Source organism: Streptomyces sp. NPDC051909 (assembly GCF_040681095.1).
GTDB lineage: Bacteria > Actinomycetota > Actinomycetes > Streptomycetales > Streptomycetaceae > Streptomyces.
The window spans coordinates 298495-319751 of record NZ_JBFAYA010000007.1 but is presented as its reverse complement, the minus strand read 5'-3'; the positions used below and the strand labels follow the sequence as shown (position 1 = coordinate 319751).

Below are 21257 nucleotides of genomic sequence, written 5' to 3'. Positions count from 1 at the left end.
GTCCGTCAGACCGTCACGTCGTCCGAGGGACGCCGGGTGCCCGGGACGCAGCGGGCGTCGCAGTCCGCGATCGCCTGCTCGGCGGCCCTCGCCCGGCGTCGGGCGAGCGGGGCCGCGAGCAGGGCCAGGGCGATGAAGACGCCGATCGCGAGCAGGACGATGGTCGCGCCGGGCGGTACGTCCTGGTAGTACGAGGTGATCGTGCCGGAAAGGGTGACGCCCGTGCCGATCAGCACCGCCAGCACGAACGTGGTCTTGAAGGACCGGGAGAGCTGCTGGGCCGCCGCGACCGGGATCACCATCAGGGCGCTGACCAGGAGCAGGCCGACGACGCGCATCGCCACGGTGACGGTGACGGCCGCGGTGACCGCGATCAGCAGGTTCAGGGCGCGCACCGGCAGGCCGGTGACCCGGGCGAACTCCTCGTCCTGGCTGACCGCGAAGAGCTGGCGGCGCAGGCCGACCGTCACGAGCAGGACGAATCCGGCCAGGATGCTGATCGTGGTGACGTCCTCGGCGGAGACCGTCGAGAGCGAGCCGAAGAGGAACGAGCTGAGGTTGGCGTTGGAGCCGGTCGGCGAGAGGTTGATCAGCAGGACGCCGCCCGCCATGCCGCCGTAGAAGAGCAGCGCGAGGGCGAGGTCGCCGCGGGTCTTGCCGTACGCCCGGATCAGCTCCATGGCGACGGCGCCGGCGATGGCGACCAGGGTCGCCATCCACACCGGATTGGTGTTCATCAGGAAGCCGAGGCCGACACCGGTCATGGCGACATGGCCGATGCCGTCGCCCATGAGGGCCTGACGGCGCTGGACGAGGTAGATGCCGACGGCGGGGGCGGTGATGCCGACGAGTACGGCCGCGAGGAGCGCCCGTTGCATGAAGGCGGGTTCGAGGAATTCCATGTCAGGTCAGCAATCCCGTACGGAGCGACTCGTCGGCCGCGTGGGGGTGGACGTGGTCGTGGCCGGGCAGCGCGTGCTGGCCGACGGCCTTCGGCGGCGGGCCGTCGTGGACGACGCAGCCGTCGCGGAGCACGACCGCGCGGTCGATGAGCGGCTCCAGGGGGCCCAGCTCGTGCAGGACGAGGAGGACGGAGGTGCCGCCGGCGACCTGCTCGCGCAGGGTCGAGGCGAGGATCTCCTGGCTGGCGAGGTCGACGCCGGCCATCGGCTCGTCCATGATCAGCAGCTCGGGTTCGGAGGCGAGCGCGCGGGCGATCAGGACCCGCTGGTGCTGGCCTCCGGAGAGGGCGGAGACGGAATCGGCGGCGCGGTCGGCGAGGCCGACGAGCTCCATGGCGCGCAGCACGGCGGCCTTGTCGGCCTTGGTGGGCAGGCCGAAGCGGCGGCGGGCGAGCCGGCCGGAGGCGACGACCTCGCGGACGGTGGCGGGCACGCCGGCGGCCGCGGTGGTGCGCTGCGGTACGTAGCCGACGCGGGCCCAGTCGCGGAACCGCTTCTGCTCCGTGCCGAACAGCTCGATCGTGCCGCCGGTCAGCGGCACCTGGCCGATGACGGAGCGGACGGCGGTCGACTTGCCGGAGCCGTTGGCGCCGAGCAGGGCGACGACCTCACCGCGGTGGACGGTGAGGTCGACGCCCCGGAGGACGGGGCGGGCGCCGAGGGCCGCCGTGGCTCCGCGGACGGAAATGACGGGCTCGTCGCTCACGAGTGCCTCCTGCTGCTGTGCTGTGCTCACTTGGCGCCGAGGGCCTTCTGCAGCGCCGCGAGGTTGGACCGCATGACCCCGATGTAGTCATCGCCCTTGGACTTGTCCGTGATTCCCTCGAGCGGGTCGAGCACGTCGGTCTTCAGGCCGGTGTCGGTGGCGAGGGTCTTCGCGGTCTTGTCGCTGGCGAGGGTCTCGAAGAAGACGGTGGTGACCTTGTCCTTCTTCGCGACGTCCTGGAGTTCCTTGATGCGGGCGGGGCTCGGCTCGGACTCGGGGTCCATGCCGGAGATGCCCTCCTGCTCCAGGTGGTAGCGCTCGGCGAGGTAGCCGAAGGCGGAGTGGGTGGTGATGAAGGTCCTGGTGGCGGTGTTCTTCAGGCCCGTCTCGAAGGCGGTGTTCAGGTCGCCGAGCTTCTTCACCAGGGCGTCGGCGTTCTTCTTGTAGTCGGCGGCGTGCGCGGGGTCGGCCTTCTCGAAGGCGGCGCCGACGCCCTTGGCGACCTCGGCGTACTTCACGGGGTCGAGCCAGATGTGCGGGTCGGCGCCGGCCTCGGACTCGTGGGCCGCTTCGCCCTCGTGGTCGTGGCCGACCTCGGTGCCGTGCTCTTCGAGCGTGGTGAGGGTGGTGGCGTCGACCTTGGCCTTCACGTCGGTCTGGGCGATCGCGTCGTCGACGGCGGGCTGGACGCCCTTGAGGTAGAGGATGACGTCGGCCTCGCCGAGCTCGCCGATCTGCTTCGGCTTGAGCTCCAGGTCGTGGGGTTCGACGCCGGGCTTGGTGAGCGTGTCGACGGCCACGTGGCCGCCGCCTATCTGCTCGGCCAGGAACTGCATGGGGTAGAACGACGCGACCACGTCCAGCTTGCCGCCGCTCCCCTTGTCCGCGGCGTCGGAGGTCCCGCCGCAGGCGGTGAGGGTGACGAGGCCGAGCGTGACGGCTCCGGCGAGGGCGGTGGCGGGTATGAGGCGGCGTACGTTCATGACACTCATTTTCAACAAAAATGGAAACGGTTGTCAATTGCCGGACGTGTGTCCCATGGCACTGCTGTTCGGTCATGTGGTGCGCGGAGATCAACGGCATACCCCTGTACTGGGACGACGTCCCCGGCCCCCTCACGGCCCACTGATCCTCGGGGCACTGCCTGCGCGCCGTGCGCTGGGACCGGGTGGCCGGGCCCGGGATCTCTCCCTCCGGGCTGTGGCGGCTCTTCGGGGAGAACGGCGACGTCGTCGATATCCAGGCAGACTGGTACAAGTCGAGGGCCGATCCGAGTACCGCCGCCGACACCCGCGTACCTCCTCCCTCCGCTTCCCGATGAGGGAGGAGGAACCGATTTGATACGGGCCCCAGGGGCGCCGGTAACCTGAGGCATTCGCACTTCGTCGTCGTAATGAAGAGAGCACCGTGGCCGCCGACAAGATCGACACCATCGTCAGCCTCAGCAAGCGCCGTGGCTTCGTTTTCCCCTGCAGTGAGATCTACGGCGGTCAGCGCGCCGCCTGGGACTACGGACACCTGGGCGTCGAACTCAAGGAGAACATCAAGCGCCAGTGGTGGCGTTACATGGTCACCTCGCGCGAGGACGTCGTCGGCATCGACTCGTCGGTCATCCTGGCCACCGAGGTCTGGGAGGCGTCCGGTCACGTCGCGACCTTCACCGACCCGCTGACCGAGTGCACCTCCTGCCACAAGCGCTACCGCGCGGACCACCTGGAGGAGGCGTACGAGGAGAAGCACGGCCGCCTCCCCGAGAACGGCCTCTCCGACCTCAACTGCCCCAACTGCGGCAACAAGGGCACCTTCACGGAGCCCAAGCAGTTCTCCGGCCTGCTCTCCACCCACCTCGGCCCGACCCAGGACAGCGGCTCCGTCGCGTACCTGCGTCCCGAGACCGCGCAGGGCATCTTCACCAACTTCGCCCAGGTCCAGACGACCTCGCGCAAGAAGCCCCCGTTCGGCATCGCGCAGCAGGGCAAGTCCTTCCGGAACGAGATCACTCCGGGCAACTTCATCTTCCGCACCCGCGAGTTCGAGCAGATGGAGATGGAGTTCTTCGTCAAGCCGGGCGAGGACGAGCAGTGGCACGAGTACTGGATGGAGCAGCGCTGGAACTGGTACACCGGCCTGGGTCTCCGTGAGGAGAACATGCGCTGGTACGAGCACCCGAAGGAGAAGCTCTCCCACTACTCGAAGCGCACCGCCGACATCGAGTACCGCTTCCAGTTCGGCGGCAGCGAGTGGGGCGAGCTCGAGGGTGTGGCCAACCGCACCGACTACGACCTGAACGCGCACTCCGCCGCGTCCGGCGCCAGCCTGACCTACCTGGACCAGGAGTCGGGCGAGCGCTACACGCCGTACGTCATCGAGCCCGCCGCCGGTGTCGGCCGCACCATGCTGGCCTTCCTGCTCGACGCGTACACCGAGGACGAGGCCCCCAACGCCAAGGGCGTCATGGAGAAGCGCGTCGTGCTGCGCCTCGACCACCGCCTGGCCCCGGTCAAGGTCGCCGTCCTGCCGCTGTCCCGCAACCCGCAGCTCTCGCCGAAGGCCAAGGGCCTCGCGGCCGACCTGCGGCAGAACTGGAACATCGAGTTCGACGACGCCGGCGCCATCGGCCGCCGCTACCGTCGCCAGGACGAGATCGGCACGCCGTACTGCGTCACCGTCGACTTCGACACCCTTGAGGACAACGCGGTGACCGTGCGCGAGCGCGACACCATGAAGCAGGAGCGCGTCTCCCTGGACCAGATCCAGGGCTACCTGGCCAGCCGCCTGATCGGCGCCTGACCTTCTGCTTCTGCTCGGTAGTACGGGAAAGCCCCCGGTTCCGTTCTCGGAACCGGGGGCTTTCCCGTACGTACGGGGGTTACGCCTTCAGCGCGCGCTGGACCAGGGCGACGACGGCTTCGAACGCCGCCTCGATGTCCGGGGCCGACCACTCGGCCGCGTGCGCCGGGTTGTGGAAGCGGTCCGTCGCGTGGAAGACCGCGCGCGCCGTCGTCGCCACGTCCTGCTCCGGGGTGGCGAACAGCTCCTCGCGGACGCCGTCCTCCAGGATCCGGGCGATCTGGTCGACGAGGTGCTGCTCGTGGCGTTCGACGACCGCGCTGTTCTCGCCGATCAGGACCTGGAAGGTGGCCATCAGCTCCGGCTCGCCGCCGGCCTTCGTGCGCTTGAGGGCGAAGAGGGCGGTGAGCCAGTCGGTCAGCCGCTCGTCGGCGGGGCCGGAGCCCTCGGCGTACGGTTCGAGCGCGGTGATCGTCCGGTGCAGCCAGCGCTCGGTGACCGCCTCGCGCAGCGCCGCCTTCGTGCGGAAGTGGCGGTAGACGCTGCCGTGGCTGACGCCGAGTGCGCGGGCCACGTCGACGACGTTCGCCTTGGCGGGGCCGAAGCGGCGGAGCACCTCCTCGGTGGCTTCGAGGATGCGCTCTGCGGTCAGGGTTTCGGTGCTGGCGGCCATGCCACTGACAGTACCGGTCAGTGCTCGCTGTCCAGGTGGGCCATCTGGGCCTCCGGGTAGCGGGCGCCGGCCGCCGCGTCCGCCGGGACGGCCGCCTCGATCGCCGCCAGGTCGGCCGCGTCGAGCGTGACGTCCAGGGCGCCGAGGGCTTCGGCGAGCCGGTCGCGGCGGCGGGCGCCGACCAGCGGGACGATGTCCTCGCCACGGCTCAGCGCCCAGGCGATGGCGGTCTGGGCGACCGTGACGCCCTTGGCCTCGGCGACCGCGCGCAGCCGGTCGACCAGGTCGAGGTTGCGCGTCAGGTTCTCGCCCTGGAAACGCGGGCTCATGCCGCGGAAGTCGCCGGGGGCCAGCTCGCGGTCCCGGGTGAAGTGGCCGCTGATCAGGCCGCGCGAGAGCACTCCGTACGCGGTGATGCCGATGCCGAGCTCGCGGGCGGTCGGCAGGATCTTCTCCTCGATGCCGCGGGAGATCAGCGAGTACTCGATCTGGAGGTCGGCGATCGGGGCGACGGCGGCGGCCCGGCGCAGGGTGTCCGCGCCGGCCTCGGAGAGGCCGATGTGCCGGACGTGGCCGGCCTCGACCAGCTCGGCGATGGCGCCGACGGTCTCCTCGATCGGGACGTCGGGGTCGACGCGGGCGATCCGGTAGATGTCGATGTGGTCGGTGCCGAGGCGCTGGAGCGAGTACGCGGCGAAGTTCTTCACCGCCGCCGGGCGCCCGTCGTAGCCGGTGAAGCCGCCCTCGACCGTGCGCAGGGCGCCGAACTTGACGCTGGTGAGCGCCCGTTCGCGGGCGGCGGCCGGGGCGGTGCGCAGCGCCTCGTTGATCAGCAGCTCGTTGTGGCCCATGCCGTAGAAGTCGCCGGTGTCGAGGAGGGTGACGCCCGCGTCGAGGGCCGCGTGGATGGTCGCGATCGACTCGGCCCGGTCGGCCTCGCCGTACAGGGCGGACATGCCCATGCAGCCGAGGCCGAGCGCGGAGACCGTGGGGCCGGTGGTGCCGAGGGAACGGGTGGGGAGGGAAGTCGTGGTCGTCATGCATCAACCATGACATGTGCGATGACAGATTTCAATATCTGTCACTCCTCATCCCTTCAGGGCGGGGAGGCGCAGGCTCAGCAGCAGCGTCAGGAACACCACGCCCAGCTGCACGAGCAGCGTCGTGACCAGCGCCGATCGCATATCGGCGGATCCGGCGAGCGACAGGAACAGCGAGCCGAGCGTCGCCACACCGAGCGCGAGCGCGGACTGCTGGGTCGTCACCATCACGCCGCTACCCACGCCCGCCTGCTCCGAGGGCACCTCGGACAGCACCAGCCGGAACAGCACCGGCAGCTGGAGCCCCTGGCCGAGGCCGGCGATCGCCATGCCCGGCAGCAGCTCCAGCACCGACAGGCCCGCCCAGTCGCGCCACACCGTCCACGCGATCAGCCCGATGCCGAGCCCCTGGGCCAGCGCACCCGCCGGGACCACCCGGCTCGCGCCCCAGCGCGCGATCAGCCGCGGACCCGCGAGCGAGGCCCCGAAGAAGGCGAGCGCCATCGGGACGATCGCCAGACCCGAGGCGATCGCGCCCATGCCCAGACCCTGCTGGAGCGCGATGGCGATCACGAACATGAAGCCGCTGAAGCCGAGGGACAGCGGCAGCACCACCGCGAGACCCCGGCGCAGCGAGACCAGGCGCAGCAGGCTCGGCGGCACCAGCGGAGTGCGGCCCGCGCGGTCGGAGCGCACCTCCACCCACCAGAACGCCGCCGCCGCGAACGGGAACACGGCGAGCGCGACCCAGGTCCACAGCGGCCAGCCGGCCGCCCGGCCCTCGGTCAGCGGGGCGAGCAGGGTCAGCAGGGCGACGGCCAGCAGCAGGGTGCCGGGCAGGTCGACCGGCGCGGGCCGGTCCGAGCGGGTCTCGGGCACGCTGCGCACCGCGAGCACCAGACCGAGCAGCGCCACCGGCACGTTGACCAGGAAGATCGACCGCCAGCCGCTGCCCGCGACATCCGCCGCGACAAGGACGCCGCCCAGGATCTGGCCGGCCACCATGGCCAGGCCGGCGGTCGCCCCGTACAGGCTGAGCGCCCGTGCGTGCCGGGCACCCGAGGTCGCGGAGTGGATGGTCGCGAGCACCTGCGGCAGCATCAGCGCGGCCGCGGCACCCTGAGCCACGCGGGCGCCGACCAGCGTCCAGGCGTCGGGGGCGAGGCCGCAGGCGAGCGAGGTGAGACCGAAGGCGGCCATGCCGCCGAGGAAGAGCCGGCGGCGGCCGAAGCGGTCGCCGAGCCGGCCGCCGAGGACCAGGAGCACGGCGTACGCCAGGCCGTAGCCGGCGACCACCAGCTCCAGGAGCGCCGGGCCGGCGGCCAGGTCGTGGTCGATGGTGGGCAGGGCGACGTTGACGATGAAGAAGTCGATGAGGGGGAGGGCCGCGCCGAGCAGCACGGTGACCAGGCCGAGTGTGCCGAGCATCGGCCGGGCGTGGTCGACGACCGGGGCGGCGGCCGGGGTTTCCGTGGCCGGGGTGGTGGACGAGGAGGTCTTCGTAGTCACGGGATCGAGGCTCGCGCGGCCTTTAGCCTGGTACCAGAGTCTTCTTATCCTGGTACAAGGAGTACCTGGCAATGGGCTGAGCGCCCCGGCACCCTGGGAGCATGAGCATCATGAGTGTCGAGACCACCGCGATGGGGCCCGACGTACGGCGGCACGAGCTGGCGGCCTTTCTGCGTAGCCGCCGCGAACGGATCAGCCCCGAGCAGGTCGGCCTCCCGCGCGGGCGCCGCCGCCGTACCCCCGGGCTGCGCCGCGAGGAGGTCGCGCAGCTCTCCGCCGTCGGCGTCACCTGGTACACGTGGCTGGAGCAGGCCCGGCCGATCCAGGTCTCCCCGCAGGTCCTCGACGCCGTCGCGGGTGCGCTGCTGCTCGACCCCACCGAGCGCACCCATCTCTTCGCCCTCGCCGGGCAGGCCGACCCGCACCCCGAGACGCTGTGCCCGACCGTCACCCCGGCGCTGCGGCACCTGCTCGACCAGCTGGAGCCGGTGCCGGCCGCCGTCCAGAACAGCCGCTACGACTTCCTCGCCTACAACCGCACCTTCGGGCGCCTCTTCTGCGACCTGGACGCGCTGCCCCGCGAGGACCGCAACAGCCTCTGGCTGGCCTTCACCGACGACGACTTCCGGTCCGCCGTCACCGACCTGCCCGAGGTGCTCCTCGCGCTGGCCGGCAAACTGCGCGCCTCGATGGCCGAGCACCTGGCCGAGCCCGCCTGGAAGGCCCTGGTCGACCGCCTCCTGGCGGCCTCCCCGGAGTTCCGCGAGATCTGGGCCCGCCATGACGTCGTCGACCAGTCCGGTCGCACCAAGCTCATCCGCAACGCCCAGGTCGGCCTCCTCCGCCTCGAACACACCAACCTCTGGCTCGGCCCGACCGCCGGCCCCCGCCTGGTGACGTACGTCCCGGTGGACGCGGCCACCCGCGCCGGCATCGAGCGCCTCCACGCCCTCGCCCTCGCGGAGCACTCCGCGCCCCCGATTCGTACGGTTGTCTAAAGACTTGCCCGGTGCGGGACAATGGGCCAATGACCGCGTTCCCCCCCCTCGCCATCGGGCCGCACATCGTGCAGCCGCCGGTGGTGCTCGCGCCGATGGCCGGCATCACCAATGCTCCCTTCCGCACCCTGTGTCGTGAGTTCTCCGGCGGGAAGGGGCTGTTCGTGAGCGAGATGATCACGACGCGGGCGCTGGTGGAGCGCAACGAGAAGACGATGCAGCTCATTCACTTCGACGCGAGCGAGAAGCCGCGGTCGATCCAGCTGTACGGGGTGGACCCGGTCACCGTCGGCAAGGCGGTGCGGATGATCGTGGACGAGGATCTGGCCGACCACATCGACCTGAACTTCGGCTGCCCGGTGCCGAAGGTGACCCGCAAGGGCGGCGGCTCGGCCCTGCCGTACAAGCGGCCGCTGCTGCGGGCGATCCTCAACGAGGCCGTCTCCAACGCGGGCGACCTGCCGGTCACGATGAAGATGCGGAAGGGGATCGACGACGATCACCTGACGTATCTGGACGCGGGCCGGATCGCGGTCGAGGAGGGCGTCACCGCGATCGCCCTGCACGGCCGGACCACCGCCCAGCACTACGGCGGCACCGCCGACTGGGACGCCATCGCGCGCCTGAAGGAGCACGTGCCGGAGATCCCGGTGCTGGGCAACGGCGACATCTGGACGGCCGAGGACGCGCTGCGGATGATGCGCGAGACCGGCTGCGACGGCGTGGTCGTGGGCCGCGGCTGCCTGGGCCGGCCGTGGCTGTTCGCGGACCTGGTGGCGGGCTTCGAGGGCACGGATGCCTACACGCGCCCCGGGCTCCGCCAGGTCGCGGACGTGATGGTGCGGCACGCTCGACTTCTTGGCGAGTGGCTGGGTGACGAGGCCCGCGGTGTCATCGACTTCCGCAAGCATGTGGCCTGGTACCTGAAGGGCTTCGCGGTCGGCTCCGAGATGCGCAAGCGGCTCGCGATCACCTCGTCCCTGGACGAGCTGAGCGCTCAGTTGAGCGAGCTCGATCTGGACCAGCCGTGGCCGGTGGGTGCGGAGGGACCTCGGGGCCGTACGTCCGGAAACAACCGGGTTGTCCTGCCGGACGGCTGGTTGAAGGACCCCTACGACTGCGCGGGCGTGAGCGAGGAAGCCGAGCTGGACACGTCCGGAGGGTGAGACCAGGGTCTCTCGGGGCATGCTCGGGGGCGTTTTCGGCGAGTGATCCTCGCCACCCCTGATAGGGGTCCCGCTCAGATGAGCAGGTTAACCGCCCCTCTCCCGCTTGAAGGGTGGCACTGGGTGCCACCCTTTTTGTGTTCAAGACTTGAACGCAACTGCTCGATTAGACGCTCATGTGAGCGCTCGAACCCTGGTTTCAGTCAAGTGGGCTTCGGGGCCTGAAAGCGGAAGCTACTCATCGGTTACTTTCGATGTGCTGGCGGACGGGTGGTTAAGACCGGATGACCGGTAGGCGTACCTCCCCAGACGCCTTCGATCTGGGTATGTTCCTCGGCGTCAGGGCAGCCAACCGAGTCGTCGAGGAGTCGTGACCCGTGTCGGAAATCAATGATCAGAAGTTCGTCTACGACTTCACCGAGGGCAACAAGGACCTGAAGGACCTGCTCGGTGGCAAGGGAGCCAACCTCGCGGAGATGACCAACCTCGGTCTCCCGGTCCCTCCCGGCTTCACGATCACGACCGAGGCGTGCAAGGTCTACCTCGACTCCGGCTCCGAGCCGGTCGAGCTCCGCGACGAGGTCAGCGCGCACCTCGACGCCCTTGAGCGGCAGATGGGCAAGAAGCTCGGCCAGGCCGACAACCCGCTGCTCGTCTCGGTCCGCTCCGGCGCCAAGTTCTCGATGCCCGGCATGATGGACACCGTCCTCAACATCGGCCTCTCCGACGCCTCGGTCGTGGGCCTCGCCGCCCAGGCCGACAACGAGCGCTTCGCCTGGGACTCGTACCGCCGCCTCATCCAGATGTTCGGCAAGACCGTCCTCGGCGTCGAGGGCGAGCTCTTCGAGGACGCCCTCGACGAGGCCAAGGCCGCCAAGAAGGTCGCGAGCGACACCGACCTGGACGCCGGCGACCTGAAGAAGGTCGTCAAGCAGTTCAAGAAGATCGTCAAGAACGCGACCGGCCGCGACTTCCCGCAGGACCCGCGCGAGCAGATGGACCTCGCCATCGAGGCGGTCTTCAACTCCTGGAACACCGACCGCGCCAAGCTGTACCGCCGCCAGGAGCGCATCCCGCACGACCTCGGCACCGCCGTCAACGTCTGCTCGATGGTCTTCGGCAACCTCGGCCCGGACTCCGGCACCGGCGTCGCCTTCACCCGCGACCCCGCCTCCGGCCACCAGGGCGTCTACGGCGACTACCTGCAGAACGCGCAGGGCGAGGACGTCGTGGCCGGCATCCGCAACACCGTGCCGCTCGCCGAGCTCGAGTCGATCGACAAGAAGTCGTACGACCAGCTCATGGAGATCATGTCGACCCTGGAGACCCACTACAAGGATCTCTGCGACATCGAGTTCACCATCGAGCGCGGCCAGCTGTGGATGCTGCAGACCCGCGTCGGCAAGCGCACCGCCGGTGCCGCCTTCCGCATCGCCACCCAGCTCGTGGACCAGGGCCTCATCGACGAGGCCGAGGCGCTGCAGCGCGTCAACGGCGCCCAGCTCGCCCAGCTGATGTTCCCGAAGTTCGACGAGAACGCGAAGGTCGAGCAGATCGGCCGCGGCATCGCCGCCTCCCCGGGCGCCGCAGTCGGCAAGGCCGTCTTCGACTCGTACACCGCCGTCAAGTGGTCCCGCTCCGGCGAGAAGGTCATCCTGATCCGCCGCGAGACCAACCCGGACGACCTGGACGGCATGATCGCCGCCGAGGGCATCCTCACCTCCCGCGGCGGCAAGACCTCGCACGCCGCCGTCGTCGCCCGCGGCATGGGCAAGACCTGTGTCTGCGGCGCCGAGGAGCTCGAGGTCGACACCAAGCGCCGCCGCATGACCACCGGCTCCGGCGTGGTCGTCGAGGAGGGCGACGTCGTCTCCATCGACGGCTCCACCGGCAAGGTCTACATCGGCGAGGTACCCGTCGTACCGTCCCCGGTCGTCGAGTACTTCGAGGGCCGCATGCACGCCGGCGCCGACGACGCCGACGAGCTGGTCCAGGCCGTCCACCGGATCATGGCCTACGCCGACCGCGTCCGCCGGCTGCGCGTCCGCGCCAACGCCGACAACGCCGAGGACGCCGCCCGCGCCCGCCGCTTCGGCGCCCAGGGCATCGGCCTGTGCCGCACCGAGCACATGTTCCTCGGTGAGCGCCGCCAGTACGTCGAGCGGCTCATCCTCGCCGACACCGACGAGGAGCGCGAGGAGTCGCTGAAGGCGCTGCTCCCGCTGCAGAAGCAGGACTTCGTCGAGCTCTTCGAGGCGATGGACGGCCTGCCGGTCACCGTGCGCCTGCTCGACCCGCCGCTGCACGAGTTCCTGCCCGACATCACCGAGCTGTCGGTGCGCGTCGCCCTCGCCGAGGCCCGCAAGGAGCCGCACGAGAACGACCTGCGCCTGCTCCAGGCCGTGCACCGGCTGCACGAGCAGAACCCGATGCTGGGTCTGCGCGGTGTCCGCCTCGGTCTGGTCATCCCCGGCCTGTTCACCATGCAGGTCCGCGCCATCGCCGAGGCCGCCGCCCTGCGCGTCGACGCCAAGGGCGACCCGCGCGCCGAGATCATGATCCCGCTCGTGGGCACCGTCCAGGAGCTGGAGCTCGTCCGCGACGACGCCGAGAAGGTCATCGCCCAGGTCGCCGCCGAGACCGGCGTCGAGCTCAAGCTGGCCCTCGGCACGATGATCGAGCTGCCGCGCGCCGCCGTCACCGCCGGTCAGATCGCCGAGGCCGCCGAGTTCTTCTCCTTCGGCACCAACGACCTCACCCAGACGGTCTGGGGCTTCTCCCGCGACGACGTGGAGGCCAGCTTCTTCACCGCGTACCTGGAGAAGGGCATCTTCGGCGTCAGCCCCTTCGAGACCATCGACAAGGACGGCGTCGGCGCCCTGGTCCGCCAGGCCGCCGAGGCCGGCCGGGCCACCCGCCCCGACATCAAGCTCGGCGTCTGCGGCGAGCACGGCGGCGACCCGGAGTCGGTGCACTTCTTCCACGAGGTGGGCCTCGACTACGTCTCCTGCTCGCCGTTCCGGATCCCGGTGGCGCGCCTGGAGGCAGGCCGCGCCGCGGCCGAGGCGAAGGGCAGCGACAGCCGCTGAACGTCGGTTCAGTAGCAAAGCCACCGGAGCCGCCGTCCGTCCCCGACCCTCAGAACCGATGGACGGCGGCTCCGGTTTCCACAAGAGACGGGGCGGACACCTTGTGCGGAGGTGTCCGCCCCGTCGTGTTTTGCCCCAGGTGACCGTTGCAAGATCGTTGGGGAAAATGTGAGGTCCTGTTCACGTGCATGTGCCAGTGGTGCATGGGGTCGAACAGGAGGAGCGCATTGAATTATTCGGCTTTGAACATTTGCAAAGAATGAGGCGGGCGCGACCTCCGGATCCCCACCCGGAGGCCGCGCCCATTACCCTCGTCGGGCGGGTGAGCCGCAACCCTCGCCGACCGCCGCCGGACGCGCCAAAGCCCCCCACGGTCTCCGTCGCGTCACCTCGGTCCTGAAGGTTTCCCGTCCGACGTGCACAGCTTTTCGGTTCCCGGCCGTTCGCCGCGAGGCTTTTCAAGTGTGGCTGAAACACCCTGGTAACGTGCAGTGATGATGTGCATACTCGTCGGCGGGGGTGGTTGCGAGTGCACAGGTGGGGGTTCCATGCTGCGGATTCATTTCACCGGAAACGACTTGGCGGGCGTGCGGATGGCCGCACAGCCGGACGTTCTGTGGGAAACGATTCTCAGTTTTCATCGTTTACGAGACCGGCGCGGCTCGGTGGTCTACGGGGAATGGCGGTCGGAGGCGCGTATACGACTCGGGGGTGAGACCCGGCTGCTCGGCGCCCTCGTGCCCAGCCGCGGCTATTTCCCCGACTTCCTCACCCCGCCCCAGGGCATCCTCGGCCTCGACGAGGGCCTCGACGCCGTCCGGGCCACCCCGCCCGGCCGGCTCCAGACCGAACTCGGCCTGGTCGGCGCCGCCCGCTCCGGGCACCCCGCCGTCCCGAACGCGCTCAGAGCCCTCGCCGACGGCGGCAGCGGACCGCTCGGCCGGCTCCTCGGGGCGCTCCGCGCCTACCACCGGGCCGCCGTCGAACCGTACTGGAGCCACATCCAGGCCCGGGTCGAGGCCGACCGGGCACGCCGCGGCCGGGCCCTGCTCGACGGCGGCGCGGACGAACTCCTCGCCTCGCTGCCGCCGATGCTGCGCTGGCACAGCCCGGTCCTGGAGGCCGACTACCCGGTCGACCGGGACGTGCACCTCGACGGGCGCGGACTGCTGCTCCAGCCCTCGTACTTCTGCCGCGGCACCCCCGTGGTGCTGCGCGACCCGGAGCTGCCGCCGGTGCTCGTCTACCCGGTCACCCACTGCGAGGCGCCGAACGTCCGGGCGCCTGGCCTGCCCTCGCTCGCCAAGCTGGTCGGGCACACCCGCTCCGAGGTCCTCAACGCCATCGGCGACGGCGGCACCACGAGCGAACTGGCCCGCCGGGCGGGGGTGTCCCTCGCCTCGGCGAGCCAGCACGCCGGTGTCCTGCGGGAGGCCGGCCTGGTCGCCACGCTGCGGTACGGCAACGCGGTCCTGCACACCCTGACGCCGCTGGGCGCCGCCCTGCTCGGCGGCGCCCAGGGAGCCCCGGTCGCGGCCGGCCCCCGCGAGACCCGCTGCTACGCGCGGAACGGGCCGGTGACCTCGTAGGTGATGCCGCCGGACGAACTGCCGGTGGTGCCCCGCTGGCTGGAGAAGTAGAGCCGGCTGCCGTCGGGGGAGAAGGCCGGTCCGGTGATCTCGGAACCGGACTGGCCACTGATCCGCAGGAACGGGGTGACGACGTCGTCCGGCGTGATCAGGCAGATCTCCATGTTGCCGCCGTCCTCGGCGACGTACAGATCACCGGACGCCGCGCCGGTCACGTTGTCGACACCGGTCAGCGGCGCCGCGCCGCCGGGCACCAGCGAGTCGTCGTAGGCCAGCTCGTAGGTGCCGGCGGCGAGGTTGACCTGCCACACCCGGTTGTCGCCCTTGGTGGTGAACCAGACGGTGTCGTCGGCGTAGTGACAGCCCTCTCCGCCGTTGAAGACCTTGGCGCCGGAGACCTGGTAGCGGGTCGCGGTGGGGGAGCCGTCCGGGTCGGGGACGTTCGCCCAGGAGAAGGAGCCCGAGGTGGCGGAGCCGGCGATCAGCACCTGGAGGGTGCCGGAGGAGAGGTTGCCCCAGGTGCTCGGCACGAAGCGGTAGAACCGGCCGTCGGACTTGTCCTCGGTCAGGTAGATCACCCGGCGCACCGGGTCGGCCGCGGCGGCCTCGTGGTTGAACCGGCCCATCGCGGCACGGCGGGTGGCGGCGTTCACGCCCCACGGGTCGGTCTCGTAGACGTAGCCGGTGTCGACCTCCTCGCAGGAGAGCCAGGTGTTCCACGGGGTCTTGCCGCCCGCGCAGTTGCGGTTGGTGTTGGACAGGATGCGGTAGGCGTTGGTGACCGCACCCGAGGAGTCGAACTTCACCGCGCTCGCGCCGCCGGTGCTGGAGATCTCCGAGTTCGACACGTAGATCCAGCCCGTGCCGTCGGCGAAGCAGGCGCCGCCGTCGGGGGCGTTGTGCCACTTGTACGAGGTCCCCGCGACCGTCTGGCCCGACCGGGCGATGACCCGGCTGGAGAAGCCGGCCGGCAGCAGGATGCCGTTCGCGTCCGCCGCGCCGAGCGCCCCGTAGGGCCCCGCCCCGGGCTGCGCGGGCGCGGCGTGTGCCGCCCCGCTCCAGAGGCTGCCGCCGAAGGCGGCGGCCGAGGTGCCGATGACCGCTCCACGCAGGAAACTGCGTCGCTCCACGTCTCACTCCTGATCAGGGTGTGATCCGCCCCGCGGCGCCGGTCGGCGGCGCGGGGTCGCGCGGTCCTGGAATCTAGGCGTCCGGAGTTGACCGGGCGTCAACGGGCGGTGACGGGGAGGAGGCGGGCGGCGGCCGCTTTCGCGCGGCGGTGCGGCGCGGGGGTGGTCGGTGGCGGGCGATAGGTTCCGGTCATGGACTTCGTCGCGCACCCGATCGGCTCCGCGACGCTCCCCCGAGCGCGGGAACCGGTCCAGTCCGTCCGCCGCCGGACGGTCTGACCGGCCCGGGACCTTCGGCACTGGCCCCGGCCCCGTCCCGTCGGCGACCCTGGCAACCATGGCCGTCACCCGTGACTCACGTGATCAGCGCGACATCGGCTCCCGCGCCGACCTCGACGCGCTGCTGCGCCGCTTCTACGAGGCGGCGTTCGCCGACCCGCTCATCGGGCCGTTCTTCACCGAGGTCGCCGGCACCGACCTCGACACCCATCTGCCGAGGATCGGCGACTTCTGGGAGCGGGCCCTGTTCCGCAGCGCCGAGTACCGGCGGGACGCCTTCGGTCCGCACGCCGCGCTGCATTCCGCGCGCCCGCTGACCGCCGTCCACTTCGGGCGGTGGGTGCAGCTGTGGCGGGCCACGATCGACGGGCGGCACGCAGGGCCGCTGGCCGAGCGGGCCAAGGCGCAGGGGGAGCGGATCGCCGTCGCCATGCTGCGGCGGCTCGGCGGGCCCGGCGCGTCCACCGACGCGCCCGAGGGCGTCGGCGGCAGCGGCGGCTTCGTCCCGCTGGCGGCGCTCACGCTGCGGTCGGTCGCCTGACCGGAAAGGATTACCGGGAACCGGGAAAAAGTGTCGGCGGGGCCGATGAGTTCCGCGGGGCCCGCCCGTCTCAACTCTCGAAAGCGCCGACACGGCACCGACGGACGAGAGAGTGGACGGACACCATGGCCCCGCAGATGATCTTCGTGAACCTGCCGGTGAAGGACCTGGACGCGAGCAAGGCCTTCTACGAGCAGCTCGGCTACACCATCAACCCGCAGTTCACCGACGAGACCGCCGCCTGCGTGGTCATCAGCGACACGATCTTCACGATGCTGCTCACCGAGGAGAAGTTCCTCGGCTTCGCCGCGCCGGGCAAGGTGATCTCCGACGCGACGAAGTCCACCGAGGTGATGTGCGCGCTGAGCGCCGAGAGCCGCGAGAAGGTCGACGAGCTGGCGGACAGGGCGCTGGCGGCGGGCGGCGGCGCGGTGCTGCCGCCGATGGACATGGGCTTCATGTACGGGCGTTCCTTCACCGACCTCGACGGGCACCACTGGGAGGTCGTGTGGATGGACCCCGCGGCGGTCGAGGGCGGCGCGCCGCAGGGCTGATCCCCGCAGATCCGGCTGGATCCGGCTAGGGCCTGTCCCTAGGCCGTACGGACCGGGTACACCGCCACCGTCACCTCGTCGTCGTCCAGGCAGCGGCCCGTCTCCAGGTCGAAGCGCTGCTTCAGGAGCGGCGAGGCGACGAAGGGCCGGCCGCCCGCCGAGCCGACCAGGCCCCGGGAGAGCACCTGGGCGCCGGTGAACGGGTCGCGGTTGTCGATCGCGTACGTCCGGCCCGACCGGTCCCTGAAGACGGCGGCCTGCCGGCCGTCCGGCAGCAGCGCGGCCATGCCGCGGCCCGGGGTGAGCCGGGCCTCCTCGCAGACCGGCATCCACGCGTTTTCGGCGGGGGAGAGTTCGAGGATGGTCGTCATCGGGAGGTGGCTCCTTCCAGGGTGCCGATCGTGAGGATCTGGAGGTCCGGCTTGATCTGGTCGCGCTCCGGCACGAACCTCACCGTCGGGTCCGGCGTCTCCGGCGCGTTCACGAAGGAGACGAAGCGCCGCAGCCGGTCCGGGTCGTCGAGCGTCTCCGCCCACTCGTCCTTGTAGCCCGCGACGTGCGCCGCCATCAGCGCCTCCAGCTCCTCGCACAGGCCGAGCGAGTCGTGCACGACCACGTCCTTGAGGTGGTCGAGCCCGCCCTCCAGGCGCTCCAGCCACACCGAGGTCCGCTCCAGGCGGTCGGCGGTGCGGATGTAGAACATCAGGAACCGGTCGATCAGCCGGATCAGTTCGGCGTCCGACAGGTCCTGGGCGAGCAGATCGGCGTGGCGCGGGGTCGCGCCGCCGTTGCCGCCCACGTACAGGTTCCAGCCGCTCGCGGTGGCGATGATCCCGAAGTCCTTCGACTGGGCCTCGGCGCACTCGCGGGCGCAGCCGGAGACCGCGGACTTCAGCTTGTGCGGGGCCCGCAGGCCGCGGTAGCGCAGTTCGAGGAGGATCGCCATCTTCACCGAGTCCTGCACGCCGTAGCGGCACCAGGTCTGCCCCACGCAGGACTTCACCGTGCGCAGCGCCTTGCCGTAGGCGTGGCCGGACTCGAAGCCGGCGTCGACGAGCCGGGTCCAGATGGAGGGGAGCTGGTCGACCCGGGCGCCGAAGAGGTCGATCCGCTGGCCGCCGGTGATCTTCGTGTAGAGACCGAAGTCGCGGGCCACCTCGCCGATCACGATCAGCTTCTCGGGGGTGATCTCGCCGCCCGGGATGCGCGGCACCACCGAATAGGAGCCGTTGCGCTGCATGTTGGCGAGGAAGTGGTCGTTGGTGTCCTGGAGCGCGGCCTGTTCGCCGTCCAGGATGTAGCCGTCCACGCCGATCGTCGGGGCGAGGGACGCCAGGATGGATCCGACGGTCGGCTTGCACACCTCGCAGCCCTCGCCGCCCTTCGCCTCGTCCCGCCCGTGCGAGTCGAGCAGCGCGGCGAAGGAGGTCACGCGGAGGGTACGAGCGATCTCGTAGAGCTCGCTGCGGGTGTACGAGAAGCAGCCGCAGAGCCCTTTGTCGGCGGCGGCCGGCAGCAGCTTCTCGATCACCTTCACGCAACTGCCGCAACCCGTACCGGCCTTGGTGCACTTCTTCACCTCGGGGAGGGTCGTGCACTGGCTGATCGTGTGCTTGGTGACGTTGTGGCAGGAGCAGATGACCGCGTCGTCGGGGAGGGCGGACGGGCCGAGCGCGACCGGCGCGCCGACGCCCGCCGGGAGGACGAGCTGCTCGGGGGAGACCGGCGGCTTGCTGCCGGTGAGCGGGCGCAGCATGCCGTACGCCTCGGCGTCGCCGACCAGGACGCCGCCGAGCAGCACGCCCTCGCCGTCCACGACGAGCTTCTTGTAGACGCCGGAGCGGGAGTCGGAGTAGACGACGTCGAGGCAGCCCTCGGCGGTGCCGTGCGCGTCGCCGAAGGAGGCCACGTCCACGCCGAGCAGCTTCAGCTTGGTCGACATGTCGGCGCCGGTGAAGCCGCTGACCGTCTCGTCGGCGATCGTCGCGGCCGCTGTCTGCGCCATCTCGTAGCCGGGCGCCACCAGGCCGTACACCCGCCCGTCCGTGGCCAGCGCGCACTCGCCGATGGCGAAGACGGCCGGGTCGGAGGTCCGGCACAGCGCGTCCACGGCGATGCCGCCGCGCTCGCCGACGTCCAGGCCGCAGTCGCGGGCCAGCTGGTCGCGGGGGCGGACGCCCGCCGAGAACACCACCATCTCCGTGGCGAGTTCGGAGCCGTCCGACAGGCGCATGGCCGTGACCGCGCCGTCCTCGGTGACGACCTCCTGGGTGCCGGTCCCGGTGTGGACGGTCAGGCCCATCTGCTCGATGGTGCGCAGCAGGGCCGCGCCGCCGCCCTCGTCGACCTGCACCGGCATCAGGCGCGGCGCGAACTCCACGATGTGGGTGTCCAGGCCGAGGCCCTTCAGCGCGCCGGCCGCCTCCAGACCGAGCAGACCGCCGCCGACCACCGCGCCGGTGGTCCGCCCCTTCGCGTACTCCTCGATCGCGAGCAGGTCCTCGATGGTGCGGTAGACGAAGCAGCCGCGGGCGTCCTTGCCGGGGACGGGCGGCACGAAGGGGTACGAGCCGGTGGCGAGGACGAGCGTGTCGTACGCGAAGACCTGACCGGAGCCGGTGGTGACCGTGCGGGCGGCCCGGTCGACGGCGGTGACGGGCTCGTCGGTGTGCAGCTCGATGCCGTGCTCGGCGAGGAAGCCGTCCGGGACGAGGGACAGGTCGTCGGGGGTGCGGCCGGAGAAGTACGAGGTCAGCTGGACGCGGTCGTAGGCCGGCCGGGGCTCCTCGCAGAGCACCACGACGCGGGCCCGCGCGGTGACGCCCCGCTCCGCGAGCGCCTCCAGGAACCGCTGGCCGACCATTCCGTGGCCGACCAGGACGATGGTGGGGGTGGTCGGGGTGGTCGAGGTCGTCATGAGGAGCCTCCGTCGTGGGTGAGCAGGTGCAGCAGGGGGGCGTCGGGCAGGGCCTCGTCGCCCTCCCAGGCCCGGGCGAGCGTCCCGACGGCGCCGAGATCGCCGAGCAGAACGCCGCCCACGAGCCGGTCGCCGCGTACGACGACCTTCCGGTAGGCCCCGCGGGTGGCGTCGGTGAGCCGGACGACGTCGTCGCCGGGCAGCGGGGTGGCCTCGCCGAACGCGGCGAGGTCGAGGGGCTGTGCGCCGCCGAGGGTGAGCCGGGTGAGGGCGCGGGTGCCGGTGTATCGGGGGAGGGGCGCCGCTCCCGCGAGCAGGAGCTCCGCCAGGACGTCCGCCTGTTCCAGGGCCGGGCCCGCGAGGCCGTAGACGCGGCCGTCGTGTTCGGCGCAGTCGCCGATCGCGTGGATGTACGGGTCCGAGGTGCGCAGCTCGTCGTCCACGACGACGCCCGTGCGGATGTCGAGGCCCGCCTCGCGGGCCAGGGCCACGCGGGGGCGGACCCCGCAGGCCAGGACGACGATCTGCGCGTCGAGGACGAAGCCGTCGGCGAGTTCGACGGCGGTGACCGCGCCGTCCTGCTGCCGCAGCCCGCTGACCCGGCACTCGGTGTGCACCTCGACGCCGATTTCGGCGAGGTGGGTACGGAGCAGGGCCGAGGCCTCGTCGTCGAGCTGACGCTCCATGAGGCGCTCGCCCTGCTGGGTGAGCATCACCTCGGCGCCGCCCGCCGCGAGCGCCCGGGCCGCCGAGACGCCGAGCAGGCCGCCGCCGACGACGACCGCCCGTACACCGGGCCGGACGGCCTCGCGCAGGGCGAGGCAGTCGTCCAGGGTGCGGAAGGGGTGGACGCCGGACGGCAGTTGCGCCCCGCGCAGGCCGCGCAGCGGCGGCAGCACCGGCGCCGCTCCGGTGGCCAGGACCAGCCGGTCGTACGGGACGAGGGAGCCGTCCGCGCACTCCACCGTGCGGGCCGCGCGGTCGATCCGCACCGCCCGCGCGCCGGCGCCGAGCCGGGCCGGTTCGCGCGCCGCGGGCAGCGCGATGACCTCGGGGCCGTACCGCCCGGCGAGGACGTCCGCGAGCAGCAGCCGGTTGTACGGTGCGTGCGACTCCTCGCCGAGAAGCGTGACCGGCAGGCGCTGGGCGAGCCGGGCACCCGCCGTTCCGCCCCCGACCACCACGATCCGTGTACTCATACCCGGAAGGGTGCGCGGCGGGTGTTACCCGACGGGATCCCGACTGTTTCCCGTACGGAACGCTGATCTCACCGCCGCCGCTCCGCACTGTGAGGGCCCTGCCGTGTATACGGGA

At 71.2% G+C, this 21257-nt stretch carries 17 protein-coding genes; 7 read left to right on the top strand and 10 right to left on the bottom strand.

Features of this window, described 5'->3' with window-relative positions:
- Nucleotides 1-5: 5 nt before the first annotated feature.
- Genes AB0M18_RS14315 through AB0M18_RS14305 form a run of 3 tightly spaced genes read right to left on the bottom strand, consistent with a single transcriptional unit; the run spans nt 6 to nt 2651 of the window.
- Nucleotides 6-902 (bottom strand): metal ABC transporter permease, encoded by an 897-nt coding sequence (locus tag AB0M18_RS14315; protein ID WP_365757516.1) that lies wholly within the window; start codon nt 900-902, stop codon nt 6-8.
- A gap of 1 nt (nt 903) precedes the next feature.
- Entirely contained in the window at nt 904-1668 is a 765-nt protein-coding gene (locus AB0M18_RS14310) for a metal ABC transporter ATP-binding protein (RefSeq protein WP_365757514.1), read from the bottom strand.
- A gap of 26 nt (nt 1669-1694) precedes the next feature.
- The gene (locus AB0M18_RS14305) at nt 1695-2651 is read right to left on the bottom strand and encodes a metal ABC transporter substrate-binding protein (protein ID WP_365757512.1); all 957 of its coding nucleotides are present in this window, start codon (nt 2649-2651) and stop codon (nt 1695-1697) included.
- 424 nt (nt 2652-3075) lie between these two features.
- Between AB0M18_RS14305 and AB0M18_RS14300 the strand changes: the two genes are divergently transcribed.
- Nucleotides 3076-4458 carry a glycine--tRNA ligase gene (locus tag AB0M18_RS14300; protein WP_265862218.1) on the top strand — a complete coding sequence of 461 codons (1383 nt, stop codon included), beginning with the start codon at nt 3076-3078 and terminating at the stop codon, nt 4456-4458.
- A 79-nt stretch (nt 4459-4537) separates the two neighbouring features.
- Here the strand turns inward: AB0M18_RS14300 and AB0M18_RS14295 are convergent, their stop codons facing one another.
- The 3 genes from AB0M18_RS14295 to AB0M18_RS14285 are packed head-to-tail and all read right to left on the bottom strand — an operon-like array spanning nt 4538 to nt 7599.
- On the bottom strand, nt 4538-5131 hold the full coding sequence (locus tag AB0M18_RS14295) for a TetR family transcriptional regulator (RefSeq protein WP_365757509.1): 594 nt from the start codon (nt 5129-5131) through the stop codon (nt 4538-4540).
- A gap of 17 nt (nt 5132-5148) precedes the next feature.
- The gene (locus AB0M18_RS14290) at nt 5149-6171 is read right to left on the bottom strand and encodes an aldo/keto reductase (RefSeq protein ID WP_365757507.1); all 1023 of its coding nucleotides are present in this window, start codon (nt 6169-6171) and stop codon (nt 5149-5151) included.
- Nucleotides 6172-6219: 48 nt separating this feature from the next.
- Nucleotides 6220-7599: an MFS transporter gene (locus AB0M18_RS14285; protein WP_365757640.1), complete on the bottom strand. Its 1380-nt coding sequence runs from the start codon at nt 7597-7599 to the stop codon at nt 6220-6222.
- Between the two features lie 182 nt (nt 7600-7781).
- Here AB0M18_RS14285 and AB0M18_RS14280 point away from each other — a divergent pair, with 182 nt between their 5' ends.
- From AB0M18_RS14280 to AB0M18_RS14265, 4 genes are all read left to right on the top strand, one after another.
- Nucleotides 7782-8678, top strand: coding sequence for a helix-turn-helix transcriptional regulator (locus AB0M18_RS14280; RefSeq protein ID WP_365757505.1), 897 nt, complete (start codon nt 7782-7784; stop codon nt 8676-8678).
- 29 nt (nt 8679-8707) lie between these two features.
- Nucleotides 8708-9844 carry a tRNA dihydrouridine synthase DusB gene (dusB, locus tag AB0M18_RS14275; RefSeq protein ID WP_365757503.1) on the top strand — a complete coding sequence of 379 codons (1137 nt, stop codon included), beginning with the start codon at nt 8708-8710 and terminating at the stop codon, nt 9842-9844.
- A 377-nt stretch (nt 9845-10221) separates the two neighbouring features.
- Nucleotides 10222-12933, top strand: coding sequence for a pyruvate, phosphate dikinase (ppdK, locus tag AB0M18_RS14270; RefSeq protein ID WP_365757501.1), 2712 nt, complete (start codon nt 10222-10224; stop codon nt 12931-12933).
- Nucleotides 12934-13481: 548 nt separating this feature from the next.
- Nucleotides 13482-14522 carry a winged helix-turn-helix domain-containing protein gene (locus AB0M18_RS14265; protein WP_365757499.1) on the top strand — a complete coding sequence of 347 codons (1041 nt, stop codon included), beginning with the start codon at nt 13482-13484 and terminating at the stop codon, nt 14520-14522.
- Here AB0M18_RS14265 and AB0M18_RS14260 read toward each other — a convergent pair.
- Entirely contained in the window at nt 14492-15652 is a 1161-nt protein-coding gene (locus AB0M18_RS14260) for an alkaline phosphatase PhoX (protein ID WP_365757497.1), read from the bottom strand. The two genes, AB0M18_RS14265 and AB0M18_RS14260, sit on opposite strands and share 31 nt — an antisense overlap.
- A gap of 337 nt (nt 15653-15989) precedes the next feature.
- Here AB0M18_RS14260 and AB0M18_RS14255 point away from each other — a divergent pair, with 337 nt between their 5' ends.
- Both AB0M18_RS14255 and AB0M18_RS14250 read left to right on the top strand, forming a co-directional pair.
- Nucleotides 15990-16472, top strand: coding sequence for a group III truncated hemoglobin (locus AB0M18_RS14255; protein WP_365757495.1), 483 nt, complete (start codon nt 15990-15992; stop codon nt 16470-16472).
- A 125-nt stretch (nt 16473-16597) separates the two neighbouring features.
- Nucleotides 16598-17026, top strand: a complete 429-nt coding sequence (locus AB0M18_RS14250; protein ID WP_365757493.1) for a VOC family protein — start codon at nt 16598-16600, stop codon at nt 17024-17026.
- A gap of 38 nt (nt 17027-17064) precedes the next feature.
- Here the strand turns inward: AB0M18_RS14250 and nirD are convergent, their stop codons facing one another.
- The 3 genes from nirD to AB0M18_RS14235 are packed head-to-tail and all read right to left on the bottom strand — an operon-like array spanning nt 17065 to nt 21142.
- A complete protein-coding gene (gene nirD, locus AB0M18_RS14245; protein WP_365757491.1) occupies nt 17065-17397 on the bottom strand; it encodes a nitrite reductase small subunit NirD in 333 nt (110 codons plus the stop codon).
- Nucleotides 17394-19943 (bottom strand): nitrite reductase large subunit NirB, encoded by a 2550-nt coding sequence (nirB, locus tag AB0M18_RS14240; protein ID WP_365757489.1) that lies wholly within the window; start codon nt 19941-19943, stop codon nt 17394-17396. Before nirB ends, nirD begins: the two co-directional genes overlap by 4 nt.
- Nucleotides 19940-21142, bottom strand: coding sequence for an FAD-dependent oxidoreductase (locus AB0M18_RS14235; RefSeq protein ID WP_365757487.1), 1203 nt, complete (start codon nt 21140-21142; stop codon nt 19940-19942). Before AB0M18_RS14235 ends, nirB begins: the two co-directional genes overlap by 4 nt.
- Nucleotides 21143-21257 lie beyond the last annotated feature (115 nt).